General features: G+C 41.3%; 16 protein-coding genes and 2 pseudogenes. 11 read left to right on the plus strand and 7 right to left on the minus strand.

Translation table 11 applies throughout. The annotated features are described in order from the left end of the window. Window positions 1–14: 14 nt before the first annotated feature. From L4C37_RS10165 to L4C37_RS10215, 11 genes are all read left to right on the plus strand, one after another. Window positions 15–3,191, plus strand: coding sequence for an HD domain-containing phosphohydrolase (locus L4C37_RS10165; RefSeq protein WP_429768494.1), 3,177 nt, complete (start codon window positions 15–17; stop codon window positions 3,189–3,191). A 178-nt stretch (window positions 3,192–3,369) separates the two neighbouring features. Further along, window positions 3,370–3,966, plus strand: a complete 597-nt coding sequence (locus tag L4C37_RS10170; RefSeq protein WP_273297555.1) for a LysE family translocator — start codon at window positions 3,370–3,372, stop codon at window positions 3,964–3,966. 13 nt (window positions 3,967–3,979) lie between these two features. Then, on the plus strand, window positions 3,980–4,795 hold the full coding sequence (locus tag L4C37_RS10175) for an AraC family transcriptional regulator (protein WP_429768495.1): 816 nt from the start codon (window positions 3,980–3,982) through the stop codon (window positions 4,793–4,795). A gap of 179 nt (window positions 4,796–4,974) precedes the next feature. Then, window positions 4,975–5,703 carry a GntR family transcriptional regulator gene (locus tag L4C37_RS10180; protein ID WP_429768496.1) on the plus strand — a complete coding sequence of 243 codons (729 nt, stop codon included), beginning with the start codon at window positions 4,975–4,977 and terminating at the stop codon, window positions 5,701–5,703. 108 nt (window positions 5,704–5,811) lie between these two features. Continuing rightward, entirely contained in the window at window positions 5,812–6,705 is an 894-nt protein-coding gene (gene prpB / locus L4C37_RS10185) for a methylisocitrate lyase (protein ID WP_273296365.1), read from the plus strand. 203 nt (window positions 6,706–6,908) lie between these two features. Next, window positions 6,909–8,054, plus strand: coding sequence for a bifunctional 2-methylcitrate synthase/citrate synthase (gene prpC, locus L4C37_RS10190; protein ID WP_429768498.1), 1,146 nt, complete (start codon window positions 6,909–6,911; stop codon window positions 8,052–8,054). 73 nt (window positions 8,055–8,127) lie between these two features. Next, window positions 8,128–10,863 carry a Fe/S-dependent 2-methylisocitrate dehydratase AcnD gene (gene acnD / locus L4C37_RS10195; RefSeq protein ID WP_429768499.1) on the plus strand — a complete coding sequence of 912 codons (2,736 nt, stop codon included), beginning with the start codon at window positions 8,128–8,130 and terminating at the stop codon, window positions 10,861–10,863. Window positions 10,864–10,963: 100 nt separating this feature from the next. Continuing rightward, window positions 10,964–12,145: a 2-methylaconitate cis-trans isomerase PrpF gene (gene prpF, locus L4C37_RS10200; protein WP_429768600.1), complete on the plus strand. Its 1,182-nt coding sequence runs from the start codon at window positions 10,964–10,966 to the stop codon at window positions 12,143–12,145. A 39-nt stretch (window positions 12,146–12,184) separates the two neighbouring features. Then, complete coding sequence (locus L4C37_RS10205; protein ID WP_273296004.1) at window positions 12,185–14,062, plus strand: propionyl-CoA synthetase; 1,878 nt, start codon at window positions 12,185–12,187, stop codon at window positions 14,060–14,062. 187 nt (window positions 14,063–14,249) lie between these two features. After that, window positions 14,250–14,723, plus strand: coding sequence for a GNAT family N-acetyltransferase (locus L4C37_RS10210; protein WP_137373171.1), 474 nt, complete (start codon window positions 14,250–14,252; stop codon window positions 14,721–14,723). A 70-nt stretch (window positions 14,724–14,793) separates the two neighbouring features. Then, window positions 14,794–16,206 (plus strand): NUDIX domain-containing protein, encoded by a 1,413-nt coding sequence (locus L4C37_RS10215; protein WP_137373172.1) that lies wholly within the window; start codon window positions 14,794–14,796, stop codon window positions 16,204–16,206. Between the two features lie 185 nt (window positions 16,207–16,391). On the opposite strand, the gene L4C37_RS10220 is transcribed toward L4C37_RS10215, so the two are convergent. The 7 genes and pseudogenes from L4C37_RS10220 to L4C37_RS10250 all read right to left on the minus strand — a co-directional run bounded on the left by L4C37_RS10220 (window position 16,392) and on the right by L4C37_RS10250 (window position 23,555). Then, window positions 16,392–17,471, minus strand: coding sequence for a glycosyltransferase family 4 protein (locus L4C37_RS10220; protein WP_429768601.1), 1,080 nt, complete (start codon window positions 17,469–17,471; stop codon window positions 16,392–16,394). Between the two features lie 85 nt (window positions 17,472–17,556). Beyond that, a pseudogene (locus L4C37_RS10225) lies at window positions 17,557–17,727 on the minus strand (helix-turn-helix domain-containing protein); the annotation flags it as partial. Window positions 17,728–17,966: 239 nt separating this feature from the next. Further along, window positions 17,967–19,167: pseudogene (locus tag L4C37_RS10230) on the minus strand (sigma-54-dependent transcriptional regulator); the annotation flags it as partial. A gap of 187 nt (window positions 19,168–19,354) precedes the next feature. Continuing rightward, entirely contained in the window at window positions 19,355–19,720 is a 366-nt protein-coding gene (locus tag L4C37_RS10235; protein WP_308699124.1) for an Hpt domain-containing protein, read from the minus strand. A 165-nt stretch (window positions 19,721–19,885) separates the two neighbouring features. Beyond that, window positions 19,886–20,575 carry a CpsD/CapB family tyrosine-protein kinase gene (locus L4C37_RS10240; RefSeq protein ID WP_273296009.1) on the minus strand — a complete coding sequence of 230 codons (690 nt, stop codon included), beginning with the start codon at window positions 20,573–20,575 and terminating at the stop codon, window positions 19,886–19,888. Beyond that, window positions 20,575–22,656 carry an SLBB domain-containing protein gene (locus L4C37_RS10245; protein ID WP_372264709.1) on the minus strand — a complete coding sequence of 694 codons (2,082 nt, stop codon included), beginning with the start codon at window positions 22,654–22,656 and terminating at the stop codon, window positions 20,575–20,577. Before L4C37_RS10245 ends, L4C37_RS10240 begins: the two co-directional genes overlap by 1 nt. Before the next feature lie 65 nt (window positions 22,657–22,721). Then, complete coding sequence (locus L4C37_RS10250) at window positions 22,722–23,555, minus strand: OmpA family protein (protein WP_372264655.1); 834 nt, start codon at window positions 23,553–23,555, stop codon at window positions 22,722–22,724. Between the last annotated feature and the right edge of the window lie 70 nt (window positions 23,556–23,625).

The following is a 23,625-nucleotide window of genomic DNA, read 5'->3' on the forward strand; positions in this document are numbered from 1 at the left end:
GGATGTCAGACTATATGGATAAAGTCTACAGGGATAATAAAAAGTTTTCTATTCGGCTTACTGTCGGCGGGATGTTTATTCTTGCGACAATCATTACTGCAATGCTGGCTATCTCATTGCAGTATTACTTCAATAATAAATTGGCGACAGAAAATACGCTGACTAAATACTCAATAATTGCCAATAATATTAGTGATTATGTAAAAGATTCTGATGGCGAAAGCAGTTACACAACAAAATTACTTGCTTCAATATTAAGGGCGACCGACTCAGAACTAGACCGAGTCACTATGAGAAATATCTTTTCTGATGTTCTTAATAATAACCCTCATATTTACAGTGTTTATGTTGGTGGGCAAGATGATAACTTTTATCAGCTCATTAACCTTGAATCTTCTCCTATTGTTCGTGAAAAAATCAATGCCTCTCCTCAAGACCGCTGGGTCGTAATCCATGTATTTAATGAAGGGACGAAACGCTTAAAGCAAACTCATTTTTTAGATGAGAGTTTCCAAGAGCGCTACATGACTTCAGTTGACAGTAATTATTTCCCCACTCAGCGACCATGGTTCAAAAGTGCATCCGATGAGGTTTACAAAACTCAGCCTTACTTATTTCAACATTTAAAAATAACGGGTCAGACCTTCTCAATCGAATTGCCTAGATATAAGCAAGTTCTCGGAGTCGATGTTTTGCTTTCTTCTATGTCCGATAGAATGAAGTCAATTCTCGCGAGTTCAGGTCCCACTACAGGCGTTGAAGCGTTTGTTTTTAGACGTAACGGAGAAGTCATAGCAACTAACCTTGCCCCTGATTATTCCAATAAGATGCCAGCAGGTAAAACTCTGGTGTTGAGTGATGAACAAAAAGCATTAGTTAATGGTGCGCGCTCTTTAAAAGTATCCAACCAAAATGCTTGGGGTCCGATGGACTACGCTATATCGGGAGAGCCAAGAGGCTATGCAGTAGACTTGCTCAATGAATTATCTAAATCAACTGGCTTACAATTTGAGTTCATCAATGGTTTTACTTGGAGCGAGTTACTTCAGCAGTACACAGATGGTTCGTTAGATGTATTACATTCCTTACAAAACAATAATCAAGGCTATGCGGTAGGGGATTTTAGTGATCCTATTTATCATTTACCTTTTGCGCTTGCGGCCAAAAAGTCTTTTGGTGAAATCAATTCATTGAATCAGCTTAGTGATAAGAAGCTTGGGATTCTCACTGGTTGGTCAATCGTACCTAAATTTCGTGACCTATATCCTGATATTGAATTGGTAGAGTTCTCGACAATAAATGAGGTCATCGATGCTTTAAAAGCTGATGAAATCAGTGCTTTCATTGATACTTCTGCCATTTTGCAATCTGCTGTTAAGCAATACTTCTTGGCTGATGTGACGGTAAATCAAGGTGTTGCTGAATTAGATAACAACTTCCCAACCGCTTACCACATTTTGATGAAATCTCAGGATAAAGAGATTGTCGATATCATCAATTTAGCGATTGCGAACATTACCCCAGAGCAACGACAATATTTAGATGACAAGTGGTTAAATTTAAAAAATAAGAAAGCGAAAGAAGACATGAGACGAGTTCCATACTTGGAACTATATGAGTTGGCGCATTCTGAATCTACTCATGGTCAACTTCTTAAGCGAACTGTGTCTGGTGTGGACAAATACATCTACATTACTCCAACAAGAGATCATGTGAATGGTGAATATTTCGCAGTTTTGATTGCAGAAAGCGTTGTACTTGCTCAGGTCATGGATAAAGTGACGAAATCAGTGCTGATTACTGGTGCTTTCTTGTTGTGCTTATTACCTCTTGCATGGCGTTTCGGCTCACCAATTGTCGACCCAATCAAAGACCTAATCGATCAAACTCAGCTGATTAAAGATCGCCAATACGATGAGGTGAAACAATCAGATACACGTATTTCTGAAATTTGGGAATTATCGGCCGCGATTGTGGAAATGTCGAAAGAAATCAAACGTCATGAAGAGGCACAAGAAGCGTTTGTAGAAGCCTTCATTAAACTTATTGCACAAGCTATCGATGACAAATCGGCATACACTGCTGGGCACTGTAATCGAGTTCCAGAACTCGGGTTAATGTTGGCCGATGCTGCAGAAAAATGTGACACCGGTATTTTTGAATCTTTTCAGTTTGAAAATGATGACGAACGCCGAGAATTCCGAATTGCAGCTTGGCTACATGACTGTGGAAAGATCACTACACCAGAGCATATTGTTGATAAAGGAAGCAAATTAGAAGCTAACTATAACCGCATTCACGAAGTGAGAACTCGTTTTGAAGTACTTTGGCGAGATGCGGAAATTACTGCACTTAAGAAAAAATTGGAAGGTGTTGAGTCAACTGAAGTGATTGAAGTTGATTTAGCGGCTAAACAATTGCAGTTGAAAGAAGATTTTGAATTCATAGCTACATCAAATGTTGGTGGTGAATTCATGAGTAATGACAAAGTTGTTCGAATTCAAGAGATTGCTCAAATCACGTGGATGAGAAACTTTGATGATGCACTTGGTCTATCACCAATTGAAGAACTTAATAAAGTGACTCACTCTTCTTTGCCTGCAGTAGAACCTCTGCTTTCTGATAAGCCTGAGCATATTGTTAAGCGAGATCGACCACTGGAGTTCGATCCTAAGCATGGTATAAAAATGGATGTACCGGAACATCTATACAATATGGGAGAGGTGTATAACTTGAGTATCGCTCGTGGCACATTGACTCCAGAAGATCGTTTTAAAATTAATGAGCATATGCTCAGTACCATAAAGATGCTTGAGAACCTGCCTTTCCCGAAAGAATTAAGCCGTGTACCGCGTTATGCATCAACACACCACGAAACCTTAAAAGGGACGGGATATCCAAGGAAATTAACCGCTGAAGATCTTTCTATTCCTGAACGTATCTTGGTAATTTCTGACATATTTGAAGCGTTAACTGCCGCTGACAGGCCGTATAAGAAAGCTAAACCTATCAGTATCGCGGTTGATATCATGTATAAAATGGCGTTGGATGAACATTTAGATATGGAACTTTTCCGTTTGTTTTTATCTAGTGGTACTCATGTTCGATATGCACAGGAATACTTGAAGCCAGAACAAATTGATTTCGTTGATATTAATAAATACTTCGCACCCTTAGCTAAAGCAGGCTGACCCATAGCATATGTTAGGAATGGTTTGGTTTTAAAGCGCACCTGATCGTGCGCTTTTTTATTACTTGTTAGTTTCGGAACAGGAACTCATCAGTAAAGGAAAGCACTTAAACCGCAATATTGTTCAATAAATTAAACTCACCCTTGGTTAAAGTGAGTGCAGGAATTAAGGAGTATTTATGGAACAAATTATGGTTGCGATGTCAGTATTTGCAATTGTTGGTGCTATTTCGCCAGGGCCAGTGAACTTGGTCGCGACAAGTACAGCTGCGAATTATGGGTTTATGAAAGCGTTAATGTACGTAACAGGAGCCAGTATTGCGTACAGTGCAGTGGTATTTATCTCTGGACATTTACTGAGTTCATTAGCCAACTTAATTCCAAACTTAGCGCAAGCCATGCAAATCATCGGTAGCTTATTTTTACTCTACCTAGCTAAGCAAATTGCTACAGCTCCTTTCCAAAGTGTTAGCGAAGTTGAACAAAGAAAAGCACCAAGTTTACTGCATGGCGTTGTAATGCAGTGCATTAATCCCAAAGCTTGGTTAGTTGCTATGTCTGGAATTAGCTTATATGTTGTAGGTTACGACTCAGTGGAGCTTCAGCTGGTCATTTTTACGGGAATTTCTTTAGTGGCTTGTTTTATTGGAGTGTCTTCATGGGCGGCTATTGGTCATGTTATTCGTCAATTTTTACAGTCAGAAAAAAGACAAAAACGATTTAATCAAACCATGGCAATGCTCTTAGTTGTATCAATTTCGAGTATTTGGGTTTAAAGGTGGGCAGGGAATGGCAAAAGATAACTCAGTTGCGTTTAAACAAAGCTCGTTATTACCACAAATTGAAATTCGCGTAGCGAGCGATTCAAATGCTTGCTATGAAGCGCATTCACATGATGAATTTTCGTTCGGAATCATCAATAGCGGGAAAGCCTTTTATACCAACCGTGGAAGCAAGCATAATATTGGTGTGAATGATGTTGTGACAATAAACCCTGCTGATGTTCATTCATGTAACCCAGAGCAAGGTAATTGGTCTTATTACATGCTGTTTGTTGATAGTCTTTGGATGGGAAAAGTACAGCAACAAATCCTTGATAGTTCGAGTTACGACTATTTTGCTTTTGAAAATGACTTTGAAAAGCGAACTGACCTTCAGAAACAATTTCAAGCTTTGTACCAAAGCTTAATCAGTGGTGAAAGTGTACTTGAGGCAGAGTACCAGTTATTTGAATTTATAAGTAAAGGCTTTACGCTTTCAAATAAACCTCAAGAGAGCAAAGTATTCACTGCGCCTCATCTTTCGAGAGTAAAAGAAAAGCTTATAGATAACCTCGATTCAAATCTGTCTTTGACTGAATTATCCCAAGAAATCGGCGTTAGTCAGTATCATCTTATTCGAAGCTTTAAGCAGTATTACGGCTTATCCCCACATGCGTATTTACTTGATGAGCGAATCAAGCGCGCCAAAGAGATGCTTAAAACAGGTCAAACAATTGTCGACACTTCAAATCAATTAGGATTTTCAGACCAGGCGCATTTCCAACGTAACTTTAAGAAGCGAACCGCCGTTACACCTAGGTTGTATAAGTCATTCTTTAGTTAACCCTGATTTTAACCCCTTTCATACTCCCCTGTAGCACTCTACTACCTTAGTCTAAATTGTCGACAATTTACTTGATTGTCGACACTTTTGTCGTCTATTTTATATTCAGAGAAACAAATTGTAGACAATGTGAGTATCTAAATCGCTCACAATGAATGACTAAGTATAAGGTGCTCACAATGAACAGTACGCTTTCGATAAATAATGAAACGAATAATCGTACATCTGATAAATCTAAGTCTGAATCTCAAAATACAAAATCGGAAAGCCTTACCGAGTACTTAATTGAAGCGATTGTTGAAGGCTCGATTTCTCCAGGCAGTAAAATATCAGAACCTGAGTTAGCCAAGCGTTTTGAAGTTAGTCGTGGTCCTTTACGTGAAGCCATCATGAGAGTCGAAGGCTTGGGACTGATAGAACGAATCCCTCATGTTGGAGCTCGGGTGATCACCTTCTCCCCAGAGAAACTAATGGAGCTTTATGCCGTCCGAGAGGCTCTGGAAGGTATGGCCGCTCGTTTAGCGGCTCGACATATCACTCAGGATGAATTGCTTGCTCTTGAAGGTCTATTGTCAACACACTCGAAGCACATTGATGAAGTTGAAGGTTCTTCTTACTTCCATCAACACGGCGATTTTGATTTTCATTATCGCATCATCAAAGCTAGCCGTAATACCCAACTTATTTCCCTATTGTGTAATGAGCTATACCACCTTCTTAGAATGTACCGTTATCAGGTACCACGATCTCAATCTCGACCAGAACAAGCCCTCGACGAACATAAGTACATCCTTCAAGCGATAAAAAATGGCGATGAGGAGTTAGCAGAAATGCTAATGAGAAGGCATATCTCAGGAAGTCGAACACTAATAGAGCAGCAAATTAGTACCACATCAGGGGAGTACTAATTTGTACAGTACTACCCAACTTTTATAGTACGACTAAGTTTGTTAAGCGCAGCTAAGAACTTACAGAAAAGAATACACGGATAAGTATTATTAACAGGAGAACCAATGATGAGTTTAAGTCCCGGGGCTAAGTTTCGACGAGCAGTTGAAGACAATAACCCACTACAAGTTGTCGGCACTATTAACCCATATTGCGCGATGATGGCGAAAAATTTAGGTCATCAAGCCATTTACCTTTCTGGAGGGGGGATTGCGAATGCATCCTATGGGCTTCCAGATTTAGGGATCACAACCTTGAATGATGTGCTGGTGGATGTCGAAAGAATCACTAATGCCTGCGATCTTCCACTGCTCGTGGACATTGATACGGGTTTCGGTGGGGCATTTAATATCGCTCGAACTATTAAAGCGATGGAAAAAGCAGGTGCAGCAGCTGTTCACATGGAAGATCAAGTTGCCCAAAAGCGATGCGGTCACCGACCGAATAAGGCAATTGTCAGCCAACAAGAAATGGTGGATCGAGTAAAAGCTGCCGCAGATGCTCGCATTAACCCTGAATTTGTTTTGATGGCAAGAACTGATGCCCTAGCAGTAGAGGGTATTGATAGTGCGATTGAACGAGCAATAGCTTGCGTAGAAGCAGGGGCAGACATGATCTTCCCTGAGGCGATGAATACTCTAGACCAATATGTTCAATTCTCAACGTCACTGGAATCCGCAACAGGTAAACACATTCCAATTTTGGCGAATATTACTGAATTTGGACAAACACCATTATTTAATACTCAAGAGCTAGCAGCTTCAAAAGTGGACATGGTGTTGTACCCGCTTAGTGCTTTTAGAGCCATGAATAAAGCAGCTGAAATGGTTTATACCCACTTGCTTGAGCAAGGTAATCAAGAGGCATTATTAGGTGATATGCAAACTCGGAAAGAGCTGTATCAGCACCTTAATTATCATGATTATGAAGATAAACTCGATCAACTGTTTAAAAATGAATAAACAACTAAGTATTTAAGAAACAGCTAAGTAAAAAAGAAAATTAAAACGTAAAGAAAATACAAATTAACCTAATCCAATAACGTGAAACTTAGTGTGATGTATTTACTCTCGCTGAATCAAAGTGTTCGTTGAATCACTTGCACCTGCGACAAAGTAATCGCTCCAAAGAGGGCGCACTCACTAAGATAGAAAAGGAGTTCACAATGCCTAGTTCTTCTAATAAGAATCAAGCTATAGGTGGCGCAGGTCTTAGAGGTCAAAGCGCTGGAACCACATCATTATGCACTGTCGGTCAAACGGGGACTGGTCTTACTTATCGAGGCTACGACATTTCAGACTTAGCCGATAATGCCGAGTTTGAAGAAGTCGCTCACTTGTTACTAAGGGGGCATTTGCCGAACCAAAACGAGTTGGATCAATATAAAACACAACTCATTGGTTTACGCGGTTTACCAGCAGAGCTCAAACAAGCTTTAGAGCTGATACCTGCTAGTGCTCATCCAATGGATGTGATGAGAACAGGGTGTTCCGTTTTAGGAAACTTAGAACAAGAGCACGATTTTACTCAGCAGCTGAATTCGACAGAACGAATGCTTGCTCTATTTCCTGCAATCATTTGCTATTGGTATCGCTTTAGTCACGATGGAGTGCGTATTGACACAGAAGATCATAGCGAAGCGTGTCTTGGTGGTTACTTTTTAAAAATGCTGACAGGTCAGTCTCCTACAGAATTACATAAAAATGTCATGCATTGTTCGCTGATTCTTTATGCTGAACATGAGTTTAATGCGTCTACATTTGCAGCCCGAGTGTGCGCGTCTACTTTGTCCGATCTTCATTCATGTATTACTGGCGCAATTGGTACATTGCGCGGTCCATTGCATGGAGGTGCAAATGAAGCCGCTATGGATATGATTCAAGATTGGCAAACACCTGATGAAGCTGAAGCCAATATTCTCAACATGTTAGAGAATAAAGATAAGATCATGGGTTTTGGTCATGCCATTTATCGAGAAAGCGATCCTCGAAATGCTTTAATCAAACGTTGGTCAAAAGAACTGTCTGAAAGTGTCGGTGACAGCCACTTATACGCAGTTTCTGAACGTGTTGAGTCCGTTATGAAGCGAGAGAAAGGTCTGTTTTGTAATGCGGACTTTTTCCATGCATCCGCATACCACTTTATGAACATCCCAACCAAACTGTTTACGCCCATTTTTGTGATGAGCCGGCTAACTGGCTGGGCTGCGCACGTGTTTGAGCAACGTGAAAATAATCGAATTATTCGACCTAGTGCCGACTATGACGGACCTGAACATCAAGATTGGTTACCAATAGAACAACGACAGTAACCAGCTGAATGGAACATGTTGTGATTGTGCAATTAGGCAATCGATCATTTAGGTTAGATTCATGGATGGAATGATGAGTAATTCAAAAACAAACTCTCCGGTATTAAATTATCAATACCGGAAAATACTAAAGGGAACTCAGCACGAGTATTTCGATGCTCGTGCCGCAGTCAATGAAATAGAAGCAGGCGCGTACGAAAAGCTTCCCTATACCTCACGGGTTTTAGCTGAAAACCTAGTACGCCGCTGTGAGCCTGAATCATTAGTGGCTTCACTTGGGCAGCTTATTGAACGTAAGCAAGATCTCGACTTTCCTTGGTATCCTGCTCGCGTAGTGTGTCACGACATTTTAGGTCAAACAGCACTGGTTGATTTGGCTGGTCTTCGTGATGCGATTGCAGAACAAGGTGGTGACCCTGCAAAGGTGAACCCAGTAGTTGAAACTCAACTAATTGTTGATCACTCGTTAGCCGTTGAACATGCTGGTTTTGAGCAAGATGCGTTTGAAAAAAACCGAGCGATAGAAGAAAGACGAAATGAAGATCGTTTTCATTTCATTGAATGGTGCAAAACGGCATTTGAAAATGTCAGTGTTATTCCAGCGGGCAACGGAATTATGCACCAAATCAATCTAGAGAAAATGTCACCAGTTGTTCAAGTTAAAAGTGGCATCGCATTTCCAGATACCTGTGTTGGGACAGATAGCCATACTCCTCATGTCGACTCTTTGGGCGTTATTGCTATTGGTGTCGGAGGCTTGGAAGCGGAAACTGTGATGCTAGGGCGCCCGTCAATGATGCGTTTACCTGATATTGTTGGCGTTAAACTGGTTGGGAAGCGGCAAGCGGGTATCACAGCAACTGATATTGTGTTGGCGATTACAGAGTTTCTTCGTAATGAGCGAGTGGTATCTGCTTATCTAGAGTTCTTTGGTGAAGGAACAAAAGAGCTAACCATTGGTGATCGTGCCACTATTTCAAATATGACACCTGAATACGGCGCGACGGCAGGCATGTTCTATATTGATGAGCAAACCATTAACTATTTAAAACTGACGGGGCGAGAGCCTGAGCAAGTTGAATTAGTTGAGACTTACGCAAAACAAACGGGTCTCTGGGCTAGTGATTTAGAAACCGCAGAATATGAACGAGTACTTGAATTTGATTTATCAGCAGTGACAAGAACGTTGGCTGGTCCTTCTAATCCTCATCGACGTTTGCCGACATCAGAACTGGTTGAACAAGGTATTGCTGGAAAGTATTCGAATACCACTCGTTTAGAACCCCAATCAGCATTGAGTGTGGCTGCAAATTCAAAATCACATCTAGGTGGACCACAGCTAGGAGAACCACAGAACGAAGCTCTACCTGATGGTGCGGTGATCATTGCGGCAATTACCTCGTGTACCAATACCAGTAACCCAAGAAATGTCGTTGCGGCAGCATTACTTGCAAAAAAAGCCAATCAACTTGGATTGGTTCGTAAACCTTGGGTGAAAACCTCTTTTGCTCCGGGCTCTAAGGTGGCGAAGTTATATCTTGAAGATGCCAATCTTCTCTCTGAATTAGAACAACTCGGTTTTGGTATTGTGGCGTATGCCTGCACGACTTGTAATGGTATGAGTGGGGCTCTTGACCCTAACATTCAACAAGAGATTATCGAACGAGATCTTTATTCAACCGCCGTACTTTCAGGGAACCGAAACTTTGATGGTCGAATTCATCCTTACGCAAAACAAGCCTTCTTGGCCTCACCGCCTTTAGTGGTTGCTTATGCGCTTGCGGGCTCTATACGCTTTGATATTGAGCGTGATTCATTGGGAAAAGATACCAACGGTAAAGATATTTATCTCAGTGATTTATGGCCAAGTGATGAAGAGATTGATGCGGTGGTGAACCAGCATGTGAAACCTGAACAGTTTAAGCAGATCTATGTTCAGATGTTTAAGCAGGATAACCAACAAGCTAACTTTAATCCTCTTTATGACTGGCGAAAAATGAGTACCTACATTCGTCGTCCACCTTATTGGGAATCTGCTTTATCAGGCAAACTCGAGAAAGAAATAAAACACAATGCTGCTAATGAGAGTAAGACCATATTGTCGGGAATGCGCCCGCTAGCGCTTCTTGGAGACAACATCACCACAGACCATTTATCACCTTCGAATGCGATCTTAGCAAGCAGCGCTGCGGGGGAATACTTAGCCAAAATGGGGTTACCAGAAGAAGACTTTAACTCTTACGCCACTCACCGTGGTGATCACTTAACCGCTCAGCGCGCCACTTTTGCAAACCCGAAACTATTCAATGAAATGGTCAAAGAACAAGGAGAAGTGGTTCAAGGCTCTTTTGCACGAATTGAACCTGAAAGCAAAGTGACTCGTATGTGGGAAGCTATTGAAACATATATGGATAGAAAGCAGCCGCTGATCATTGTTGCGGGTGCAGACTATGGGCAAGGGTCCTCAAGAGATTGGGCAGCCAAAGGGGTTCGATTAGCTGGTGTAGAGTCGATTGTGGCTGAAGGGTTTGAAAGGATCCATCGTACCAATTTAGTTGGAATGGGCGTAATGCCGTTGCAATTTAAAGAAGGCATTAATCGCCATACACTTGAGTTAGATGGTACAGAGCTTTATGACGTAATCGGTGAAATTGAGCCAAGAGGGGATTTAGTTTTAGTCATTACCAGAAAAAATGGTGAGAAGATCGACCTCCCTGTTACATGCAGATTGGATACGGCTGATGAAGTTTTGGTTTATAACGCAGGTGGTGTTCTACAACGCTTTGCCCAAGATTTTTTAGCCCAATAAGGAGCAATAAATGATTAAATTTACAGCTCAAACCATTGCTGAAAAATCTCAGGTAGATGGAACAAGTAACCAAGATCAAGTTGAAGATCAGCAATCTCAAATGAAATCCTTACCATCACAAATGTCGCAAGTGAGAGTGCCAGCGACGTATATGCGTGGTGGAACCAGTAAAGGTGTATTCTTTAACTTAGAAGACCTACCAGAAGATGCTCAAACCCCGGGTGAAGTAAGAAACAATTTACTTTTGAGGGTTATAGGTAGCCCTGACCCTTATGGAAAACAGACTGATGGCATGGGCGGGGCAACATCGAGTACCAGTAAAACAGTTATTGTATCCAAAAGCTCAAAGCAAGGGCACGATGTTGATTACCTTTTCGGACAAGTTGCCATTGATAAACCTTTTGTCGATTGGAGTGGTAATTGCGGAAACCTCTCTGCTGCTGTTGGTTCATTTGCTATCCATTGTGGCTTAGTTGAAAAAGATCGTATCCCGAAAAATGGCATCGTCAAAGTTCGAATATGGCAAGTCAATATAGAGAAAACCATTATTGTTCATGTACCAATTCGTGAAGGTCTGGTTCAAGAAACCGGTGACTTTGAATTAGACGGCGTGACGTTTCCTGCTGCAGAAATCCAAGTGGATTTTGTTAAACCGGCAGATGAGGGAGGCTCGATGTTCCCTACAGGTAATTTAATTGATGAGCTCGAAGTTCCAGAACTTGGCGTCATTCAAGCGACACTAATCAATTCAGGTATTCCAACCATTTTTGTTAATGCAGCCGATCTTGGTTACCAAGGTGTGGAGTTACAATCAGACATCAATTCTGATGAAAAATCATTAGCTATGTTTGAAAGTATCCGAGCTCAAGGCGCATTAAAGATGGGGCTAATACAGCAACTTGATGATGCAAAAACAAGGCAGCACACGCCTAAGGTCGCGTTTGTTTCTCCACCGAAGGAATATCTTTCATCAAGTGGTAAATCAGTCCAATCCACAGACGTTGATTTGCTCGTTAGAGCACTCTCTATGGGGCAGTTGCATCACGCAATGATGGGAACTGCTGCAGTTGCAATTGCTTCCGCTGCAGTGATCCCAGGCACAGTGGTTAGCCAAGCCGCAGGTGATGAAGTAAAAGAATTTGTCACATTTGGTCACCCATCAGGCACGTTGAAAGTAGGAGCTTATGCTCTCGAAAATGATAACGGATGGGGTGTTGAGAAAGTGATGATGAGCCGAAGCGCTCGAATACTAATGGAAGGGTGGGTTCGAGTCCCATTTTAATCTCCTTTTCAGGAGATGAACTGAGCATGGAGAGACATCATGTCTGCTTATTTAAAAGAATATCAATGGGCTCAAACGCAGCCTGAATCATTTTGGCAATCGCAATCTGAAAAAATTAATTGGTTTGAAAAGCCTCAAACAACGTTATCTTTAGATGAGAATGGTATCGATCGTTGGTTTGCAGATGGTGTAATGAACACCGCATGGCTGGCTTTAGATTACCATTGTGAAAATGGTCGCGGTAATAAAAATGCGATCATTTACGACTCACCGGTTACACAGACCAAACAAACATTCACGTACTTTGAATTGCGAGATCAAGTTGCCAAACTAGCTGGAATGCTAGCTAAACAAGGCGTTGAAAAAGGTGATCGGGTTATTATTTACATGCCGATGATCCCTCAAGCAGCAATGGCGATGTTAGCTTGTGCGAGGTTAGGCGCTATTCATTCGGTTGTTTTTGGTGGTTTTGCACCTAATGAATTAGCAGTCCGAATAGAAGATGCGGAACCTAAAGTGATTATGACAGCGTCATGCGGCATTGAGATAAATAAGGTCTTGCCATACAAGCCATTGGTCGATAAAGCCATCATGGATAGCCGCTGGAAACCAGAAAAGGTAGTCGTTTTCCAAAGGGAACAAGCTAAAGCTGAACTAAATAATGAGCGTGATTTAGATTGGGTTTATGAAGTAGATAAAGCCTTACCACATGCTTGTGTGCCGGTTTTTGCGACGGAGCCTCTCTATATATTGTATACATCTGGCACTACAGGTAAACCTAAAGGCGTGGTTCGAGATAATGGTGGACACGCGGTTGCGATGAAGTATTCAATGCAAACGATCTACGATATGCCGCAAGACGGTGTGTTTTGGGCTGCGTCGGATGTTGGCTGGGTTGTTGGACATTCCTATATTGTTTACGCCCCTTTAATACACGGCTGCACAACGCTTTTATTTGAAGGTAAACCAGTAAGAACACCCGATCCAGGTGCATTTTGGAGAGTATGCGAAGAGTACAATGTAGATGTTCTTTTTTCTGCGCCTACGGCTTTTAGAGCGATTAAGAAAGAAGACCCAGATGGAAAATTGCTGAAGCATTATGACTTGTCCAAATTGAAGTCCATTTTCATGGCTGGCGAGCGTTTGGACCCGCCGACTTTAGAGTGGGTGGAAGCGCATAGCGGTAAACCTGTGATTGATCATTGGTGGCAAACTGAAACAGGCTGGGCAATTGCAGGTAATCCGATTGGCTTAGAAAAAATGTCAGTCAAATCGGGTTCTGCGACTAAACCCATTCCCGGCTATCAAGTTAAAGTACTTGATGAACTTGGCGAAAAACTTGAGGCGAATAGACAAGGCTTTGTCGCACTGAAAAGACCGCTTCCACCAGGGTGTTTACCAACAGTGTGGCGAAATCATGACCGCTTTGAATCAGGGTATCTTAGTCAATTTGAAGGCTACTACGTTTCTGGAGATGGTGGGTATTTTGATGAAGAAGGCTACCTCTTCATCATGGGTAGAATTGATGACGTGATAAACGTTGCTGGGCATCGATTATCAACGGGCGAAATGGAAGAAATTGTTGGTGCTCACCCAGCCATTGCTGAATGTGCGGTAGTGGGTGTACATGATGAATTAAAAGGTCAGCTACCACTTGGTTTTGTTGTACTTAAAGATGGTGTGAAAGTAGATGATTTACAACTTGAAGGGGAGCTTGTTGGCAAGGTCAGAAATGAAATTGGTGCAGTCGCTTGTTTTAAGCATGCATTGGTTGTTGAAAGGCTGCCCAAAACTCGGTCAGGTAAAATATTGCGAAGAACCATACGTCAAATTGCAGATGGGGAACAATATGTTGTGCCTTCAACGATCGATGATCCTTCAAGCTTGAATGAAATTGAGAATAGACTCCGCAAGTAGCTTGTCTTAAACAACATGCCCTTTACGAAAACGGTCGCCAGCAGTTCGACCGTTTTCTTTTTAGAACTCTTAATGATCTAAATGAAAAAATGCTCTGAACGAAAACGGCTATTTGCTTGTTTCGATACGCTGTATAAGTACACTACAATCTACTTATGTATTTATCTGATTTAAGAAGTTTATTTGTATGGAACTCACCTTACGGGCTGCTCAACATAAAGATTTAGAGCAACTAAACGAATTAATGTTTGAATTGCATCACCACCACTATTTAGCAAGCCCTGAACATTTCAAAACCGCTGAAGAAATTGAGCAAGAAAAAAGCATCGCTCGTTACTTAGATGATCCTGAATGTCTTGTGTATGTGGCTTTAAAAGGAGAGTTGATTGTTGGTTTTGTAACTGGGCATTTTTGCGAACTCATTTCTACAGTGAGTAAGACTGTACAGATGGGAAGTATTGATGAACTTTATGTTTTACCTGATTACAGAAAAGAGTCTATTGCTGAGTCACTTTTTGAAAAGCTTGAGCGCACATTTGATGACTATGGTGTTCAGCAAGTGTTTGTTGAAGTTTGGGATTTTAACTCGCCGGCCAAGCACTTTTATCAAAAAATGGGGTTCATTCCTCATATTCAATGGATGAGAAAGTCGTTGCGTTAAACATAAAGAGCCACATACAGTTTATTTTATTACACTCAGTTTGTTTTCTATTTCCTTGTTGGTGAATGTGTTGTTTTCTCGTTTTTATTTCATAATTATACTTTCTCTTTTAAGTACGTTTTCAGTTACCGCAGATGACTTGCTTCCCGATCATATCAAAGGTGCGCTTTGTTTAGTCCGCGCCGATAACCAAATATTAATCGTTGATGAGCTCATTACTGGGCAGCTATCTCTCCCTGGAGGCACCATCACGCCTGGTGAGCCGGCATCAATTGCAGCTCAACGTGAAACTTGGGAAGAAGCAGGGTTGGCGGTGACGGTCGGGCATGTTTTAGGCTACACCGACGGCGCTGTTGTTTTTGATTGTGTCTCAGACTCTGAAATCATCAGCTTTCAGCATAGAAATGAGCTGGGTGGTTTTGAACTGCCTATCTGGTTTGCGCCTCATTATGGGGTAGAAGTCAGCAGAGCAATGCTTATTGAGCCAAACTCAATTGCTCCTGAACAATACCGCTACCCTGAAGAATGGGGAAGAGTAACTGGAATGTTTGGTAAGGCGAGTGAGCAGCCAGTGACTTATGTTGATGAGCTTATCGGAGCTGCGCCAAAAATTCACCAAGCTGAGTTAAGCGGTATAAAAGGGTTTCAAACGGCTATCCAATCGTTACCCGCTGCAGTTTCTAACTTAATTCTATCGACCGATCAATTATTAAAACCTTGGGTGTTTATTGTCATTATTCCAATGGTTGCTTGGTATTTTGGTAGATCGTTCGCTTTAAAGTTTGGTTTTACTTTAGTTGCTGTCACATTGCTAAGCTTAATCGCGCATCAAGGCTTTGGATTTCCTAGACCTCATGCGTATATCCCGTCTTTAAAGCTGGTGGATAGTACTGGTTATAGCTTTCCAAGCTTAGTGGCAGCTTTATGGGTGAGCTTGGGTTCATTAGTTATTTGGAAACTAAAAAAACTATCGGATACCAAAGCATGGATTTATTTAGCGGTAGGTTTGGTTTGGATCACTATCTTTAAAATCTATTCAGGCAGTTCATTCTTGAGTGACATAGCTATGGGCGCTATTTTAGGTGGTTTAGGTACGTGGCACATTGTTCGATTAGATGCTAAGCCTGACGTGAATATTAGTGAGTTGCTAAGCTCTAAGGCCGTCTGGTGGGGATTAACATTATTAACTGTCGTATTAACCGTTATATGGCCGTTGCCTACTTTTACTTTTTGGCTAGCAATGCTGATAACTATTTCAGGTACGATAACCTTACTTAAAGGGCAATTATTGGCAAAAGCTGTTCCGTTTAATTTTATGATTGGGGTTATCGTTTTATTACTGCTGATTAACTTTTTGATAAGTGTTGCTGGTGGTTACATTGCTTACAGCGGTATTGGGTCGCTAATTGTAGAAACAGTGAGGTTCCCTTTGCTGATATTAGTCGGTTGTATTGCAATAAAAGTACGTAATAAAGCTGCTTAGAGCTTATTTTCTTAGAGTCGAGCGTTGTTTAGGGTTCTTCCTATAAAAAGCCGAATGTCATATGCATTCGGCTTTTTCTTGATTCTCTTTCATTGAATTAGCTTTGTTGAAGCGGGAAGCGGTTTTTTAATCTGATGTTCATTTTCTATAATTGAAGTGTTTTTTCTGAAGTTGCAGCTGCTTCCTTAAAGTTGATAGCAACTTAAAAGCTTAGGGATCACGGCTTCCGGCGAGTAATCTTGCTTTATGGTGTGTTGAGCATTGTCGGCTAATTGATGTCTTTTATCTTCTGTTAACGCTAACCAATTGATAAGCAATTGGTGCAATTCCGATTCATCATTCGCAATAAAACCATTAACCCCATGCTGAATAAGATTAGGTAAGTTTCCTACCGCCATTGCTATAACTGGAATCCCACGAGCCATTGCTTCTAAAGCCGCCATTGGCAAACCCTCATATCGAGATGGGATAACCAGTACATCTATTTGTGACCATACTTTACTCATATCGGTTTGGTGACCGTGGAAAAAAAGGTTATCAGATTTCTGAGCTTGTAAGGTTTTGCGTTCAGGCCCGTCTCCAAATAAATGAAATGAGCATTGGGGTAATAATGCCGCCAGTGTGAGAAAGCGATCGGCGGCTTTTTCATGACTTAGGCGACCGACAAAACCAACCTGCTTCTTTTGCTGGTGGAGACAGCTAATCTCAGAAGAAGGGAGAGTAACGAAATTATTCAAGAGTGATGATTTACTGGGTATTTTTTGTTGAATTTTACGGCTTACCACAAGGGAGTGGTTGGATAGAAAGCTAGAGTAGCGGTCGACAAAGTCATAAAACCAAACTTTTCCATGAGGTGTTTCTCCTGCGTGATAAGTAGACAGTTGCTTTAGCTTATTTCTGGTGAATGGTTTAACCCATTTGCTTATCAAGCTCGCTTTGTAACCATGCGCGTGAACTAAAGATGGGCTGTACATATCGCAGGCTGACTTTAATTGATGAAATATAGATGATTGTTTAGGCGATAAATCAGCTAAAAACGAGTAGGGGACGTTAATTTCAGTTAGCTTAGCTATGATTGCAGGCTCTGGTGAATACTGAGTAACTAATATGACCCGAACCGTTTTATTGAAGGACAAAAGACCTTGTGCGAGTTCTAATACATGAGCTTCTATACCACCAAAAACTAGGCTGTCTAGGAACAGCCAAATTTCATTAGGGTGAATGGAAAGGGAATCATTCTCTCTATTATTTGATGTGGTCGAAATGGGTTCAAGTTCATCATCCAATACACACCTAGTATGGGAGCTCGAACTTGAATGAGCTCCAATACTAGTGTTGTTTGATCTTACTTTAGGCTTGGTTAAGCTCATCGTCTGATTCCCAAGCTTGCTTCTTACGATAAACGGTGGAAGGGCTCAGTTCTAACAACACTGCAGCATTCAATACATTTCCATCACAGTGGCTAATCGCATTCTGGATTGCTTCTCTTTCTATCTTCCACATAGGACGTATTTGTCCATTTGGAGTCATCAAAATATTAGACACTGTTTTTGTAACACTGTCTTCAGAATGCTGTGGTGCTCCTGTGGTGGTGACATTCGAACCAGAGAAACTTTGTTCTGAACTGTTTGTTTGCGAAAAGCTGTCTGTTTGCAAAGAACCGTCTGCTTGAGGAGAGCTTTCTGTCAATAAAGAGCTATGAGCCTGTATTGGTTCGTCAGGAATCGCTTGAGCAACGGACTTCACTTCTGAGTTAATAGCTGAAATAGACTTAGGTGTTGAGCTTGTTTTTACACTATTGATAGGCGGTGGGATCATGTCTTTCGAAACGCTGCTTTCATTATTCAAAACCACAATGTTGCGAATTACATTTTGTAACTGACGTACGTTGCCAGGCCAAGGGTAGCGTTTAAGAATGGATTGCGTTTCTTTGTCTATCGACTTGAACTTTTTCTTGTCTTGCTTGGCGTAGAGTTTCAAAAAGTGGCTAGCCAGCGTAACTATGTCGCTTCCTCTATCGCGGAGTGGGGGCATTTCAATGGGCACAACATGAACGCGGTAATACAAATCTTCTCGGAAACGACCTTCTTCCACTTCCACTAAAGGATCACGGTTCGTTGCACAAATAATTCGAACATCAACTTTTAACTCACGGCTTCCACCTAATGGAGTGAATGTTCCTGTTTGCAGGAATCGAAGCAGTTTTTTTTGCATCTCCAATTCCATTTCACATAATTCATCAAGGAAAAGTGTGCCACCGTGAGCTTGCATTGCTGCACCTTTACGGTCTGTTGTTGCACCTGTGAACGCGCCTTTTACGTGACCAAATATCTCACTTTCCATTAGGTCTCTTGGTATTGCACCACAGTTAATTGCCACAAATGGCTTATCTCTGCGCTGGCTTTCTTGGTGAATAGCTTCTGCGCACACTTCTTTACCAGTACCACTTTCACCATTGATGAAAACACTGGCGGTGGTTGGGGCTACGGCATCAATGGTTTTATAAACGGCTTGCATTGGTAAGCAAGAACCAATGAAGTTATGGAACTTTTGGCGGTCGAATTTTGTTTGAATGTCGTCGACAAGGTGTTCTAGCTTTGCGCGTTTTAGGTGAAGCGCAACAGAGGTTTTTAAGCGATCAGCTTGAATAGGTTTTTCTAGGAAATCTTCAGCTCCACGCTGAATGAGACTTACAGCAATGTCAACTGAACCGTGAGCTGTAGCGATGATCACCGCTGTAGGTATTTCACTTTCTGAAATCCAATCGAGTACTTCTTCACCTGGCATATCGGGTAATTTTAGATCTAAAATGACAAGTTGAGGAGCATGCCTTTCAATGAAGGTTTTCGCCTCTTTACCCGTTTCTACATGGAAAATATCATATGGCTCATCTTTGACGTACTGTTTATATAATATGGCAAGGGACGTTGAGTCTTCTACTAATAATACTTTTGGACGCATTTACAATTCCTTTGAAATTTTATCCTACCCAACCAATATCATAGTGATCTTTGGTCATCAATGCATAACCACTCTATATGTTAGCTTGCGCATAGTTTGTTTAGTACTGACTTTTATATAGACACAAAAAATAGATAAAAGACTCTATCTATTTGAAATTCCACTACTAAGTGGCTAGTTATCAAACTTAGGATGTGAAGCCTTCATTTTTTCTTACAATCAGTGCTTGTATGGATTCATCCGCTAATACTTTGAGATCAGCAACAAGTGGAAAAGCCGTCGAATATTGTTTTTCAAGGCATAAACGTTCAATTTTTCTAGCTGCTAAAGATAAAGCATGATTACCGAGAGCGAGAGAAGTACTGCCAAGTGTGTGAGTCTCAAATTCTAGTGTTTCTTGGTCTCGGTTTTGTGCTGCTTGAACAATGTTTTCGAGGCGAGTCGCCGATTCTTCAACATAATGTTCAATAAGCATAGGAATAATTTCAGCTGAAGTGTCGATGATCATTTGCTGCAAAATTGATTCATCAACCAACTCTGCTCCTCTTTCAATTCTGAAGCTTGTTTCGACCTGAGCTAATGGGTGCTGTTTACTTTCTTGATTAAAATTGTTCAATGTAACTTCCTTCTATCATTGGCATTTTCTACAGAGCGACCAATTATCCTTGTACTATGAGTATGCGACTTTTTTAGTAATTGTGAAGCGCTTGTTTCAAAATTAAATAGGCAAATTAAGAAATTCATTTCTGACCAGCTTATTGACCCAGCTGTTTCTAAATTTTTTAGGAATGAACCAAGCTTTGTTTATTTGGCGAGCCAGTTCTTGGGCAAAGCTGGGTGTGTTTTTCATGTTCATGATTGCTCCCATGATATTGATCGAACTGCCGGAGAGTAAAGATTTAGCTTGCTCTAAATGATGGGTAGATGTCTCCCCATAAGCAATGACTAATAAGGTTGTATCGCAGGCACTTGCGATACTTTGCGCCGGAATATTCCCTTTATTGATATTCAAAATTGGGGATGTATCGATGATCACTCGATCATAACTTCCTAACCACTGTTCTATTACTTTAGTCAAGGTTGCTGGGTCTTTATAAGCAAGTTGTGTAGAAGCTTGACGGGGAGCTGGCACACCAACAAACATGCGATTTGTTTCAGTATGCTCAATCAAATGTTCACCATTAGGTTCATTTAGCATATTGACGTCTTTAAATGCTGGGTTGAACAAATTTAAGTCAACATAAAGTGTTGAATGCCCAGCAAGTAAGTAACGCTCAGCTAAAGCGGTGGCTACAGATGTGACGCCGTCACCTGAATGGCAAGCAGTCACACAAATTGATTTATGTTCATTTAGCTCAGTAGCAAGGTAAAGTTGCTCAATTTCAGCATGGGTGGCAGATATAGTCATTACAGTGCCCCTATCAGTACTATGGTGGTGGTTAGCCTTAAAATGTCTTCTAGGCCAACTCGTGCTTTTTCAAGGAAGCTATCACGACGGTCTGGAATGAATATCGTATCACCGGCACGAAGCACTGGAAGGTGGTAGATATTGGCTGTTTTACTGAATTCAATAAGGTCAAAAGTACGGGCTTGACCTTGGCAACAAGACATATTGACCACTGTTATTTTCTCAAGGTAAGCATTCTCTCTTGGTCCTCCGGCTTCTGCCAAAATATCTAATACTGTCATATTGTCATTGAATACGTATCTACCAGGGTTGTTGACGGCTCCTAATACTCTAACTGTTGATTCTTTTGAACGATCTAGCCAATTTTTATCTTTCTCGGGGATAAAAATCGTATCACCAGTCGTGACGCTTGGAAGTAAAGATTCATCACCCGTTTCAAAATATAATGACAAGTTTAATTTGCTGACTTTTGAATAACTTTTATCTCTGTGTGTGATGCGAATATTGTGAATGTCGGCATCTTTGGTTGGTCCATCAGCTGCAGATAAAATATCTAGGAAATGCATGTCTTTGGTGAATCGGTAACGCCCTGGAGCGTTTACTTGACCAAAAACATAGATAGAAGCATCAGAGCTTTGACGTACCCATTGAGATTTATTGTCTGAAGGGTCTTGCGGTAAGTCGTGTACTCGAATAATTGCTCCGGCATTAACGAAGGGAAGTTGATCTCTTGGCGCTCCATTACGAATATAATCATCCAAATTAAAAACGGTTAATTTTCTTCCTGTGACGACTTCAATTTTAGTTGTGTCGGCTCTTAAGGTTGGTCCGCCAACGTGTGCCAGTAAATCCATCAAATCCATTTCATCTGACCATTCGATTCGTCCTGGTCTTACGACTTCGCCAATCACATTAACTGCACGGTCTGGTGAAATTTTTAACCAAGACTTCTCATTCATGTCTGTTTTTTCAGGAACGAAAATCGCGTCACCGGCTTGAATCCCCGGAGGGTTCGCGCCTTTTAAGCCCTCTGTGTATGCTGTTAGGTCAAACTTCAATACTCGACCACTCGCTTTAATAACACGTATTTGGCGGGATTCAGCAAAGCGTGTTGGTCCACCAGCATTTGCTAGGATATCCATGAAGGTCGCGCCTTTTTTTCCTTCATAAGCGCCCGGTTCCGCTACTTCTCCCATAATGTAAACAGTGTTCGCACCGGATTTGATTTCTTCTTCTTGTTTAGGAACAAAAATGGTTGAGCCAGGTAGCAGCGTGGGTAGTAAGCTTGTATCACCGCTGTCTAAGTATTGTTTTAGATTGAATAAAGTAGGCGTGTTGTTTGAAATAACGCGAATTTGCTCAACGCCTGCATAGCGAGTAACGCCACCAGAGCGCATCAAAACATCAACAAGATCAGTTTTTTCATTGTATGAAAATGACCCTGGCGCGTTTACTTCACCAAAGACTTTGATAGAACTACGAGAGTCTGCACTGTCACCTGAATTAGCAAGTTTTGAAGCATCAAATTCTTGTTCGATATTCCCAACTAAAGGGGAGGCTGGCACAAACAAAGAATCCAATGATTGTAACTCTGGTAAAACTGCATCATTCCCTGAATCTAGAAAACTTTTGTAATTGAATTCTTTTTTAACGGCTCCGCGTTTCAGTAATAACTTATCTAGTTGAGCACCAGCTCGAAGCCCTCCTGCAGCATGTAGTGCCATTTGTATGCTTGAACCTTGTGCCAAAGTGTATTCACCAGGCTGCTCAACGTAACCTTGTACAGAAATTAATATTTGCTGTTCTTTAACAAAAACGGAAGCGTTAGAAAGATCTCGAAAAGCGTTACTGAGGGAATCTAGCACTACACGGTTCAGTTGTTCATTATCGTAACCTGCAACGAAAATAGCACCGACTTCTGGTAACGTAATTCTGCCTCTTTTATCGACTTGGAAACCTTTGTTTAATGTTGTTTCACCAGGAACATTCACTTGAATTAAATCACCGACCTGAACCGCATCAGAAAATAGATCTGAGTCATCAGAGAAAGCTAGGTTGGTAAAGCTAAGGCTGAATAAAATTACACTGATGAATAGCCACTTCGACCATGAGACATAACTAAGGTAATGGGTATTTGTTGGCATGTTCATAATGAGCCTCCCATATTATTTAATTTTTCTGGTGAAATTACTTCAATACTGACTCGGCGGTTTGTTAAGCGAGTCCCATCGGTTTTTCCTTCAAAAAGAGGTACGGTTTCGCCTAAAGAAACGGTATCAATACGTTGTGGGCTCAAACCAAAAATGGTGAGGTATCGCTCAACTTGTTTGGCTCTGCCAAGAGCAAGTTTGTCGTTATAGTCTTCTTCACCAGTAGCATCAGCATGACCAGTTACGACCAGCGTTAAATCTTTATATTCTTTTAAGATATTGGCTGCTTCGGCAAGTTTTCCCATATATTTAGGGTTTACTTCTGTAGAGTTGATGGCGAATTGATTGTCGACATTAAGAAGTGAATACAGGTTTTCTATCACAGATAGGTGCAGCCTGAATTGAGATTCATTTTTTGGTGGCGAACAACGAGTTTGTGAGGTGACATAATCGAGTTGTACTTCTAGTTCATTTAGTCGCTTACGCTGTATCACAATATCGTTTGCCGCATCTAGCAATAAGCCGCCTTGAAGTTCTCTTGCAATACGGTTTTGCTTTTCTATCGCTTGAACGACAGCAGCAGGAAAACACCATCGGGCTCCTTCGCGGATAAGAGAGTCTAAATGTAGTTTGGCAAGTTGCCAGTCAAAGCGTAGACCGTGCTCTGGGCCTAATGGCTCGTCAGGCATAACTGGTGAGAAATCTGAGTTCTGGTAATTAATGGAATCATAGCTTTCCGCTAGTCCTCCTGTCCCTTGCTGCGGGTAACTAGTACACCCAACAACAAGAACAGATAGAGTTATAGCTAGGTATCGATTTGATATATTCATGCCAACATCCTTGTTACTTTTTTTATTATTATGTTTGAGTATTTTGAGCTGCTTGATGACTGTTTGTTCG

This window comes from Vibrio kagoshimensis (genome assembly GCF_050337535.1).
GTDB classification, from domain to species: Bacteria; Pseudomonadota; Gammaproteobacteria; order Enterobacterales; family Vibrionaceae; genus Vibrio; species Vibrio gallaecicus.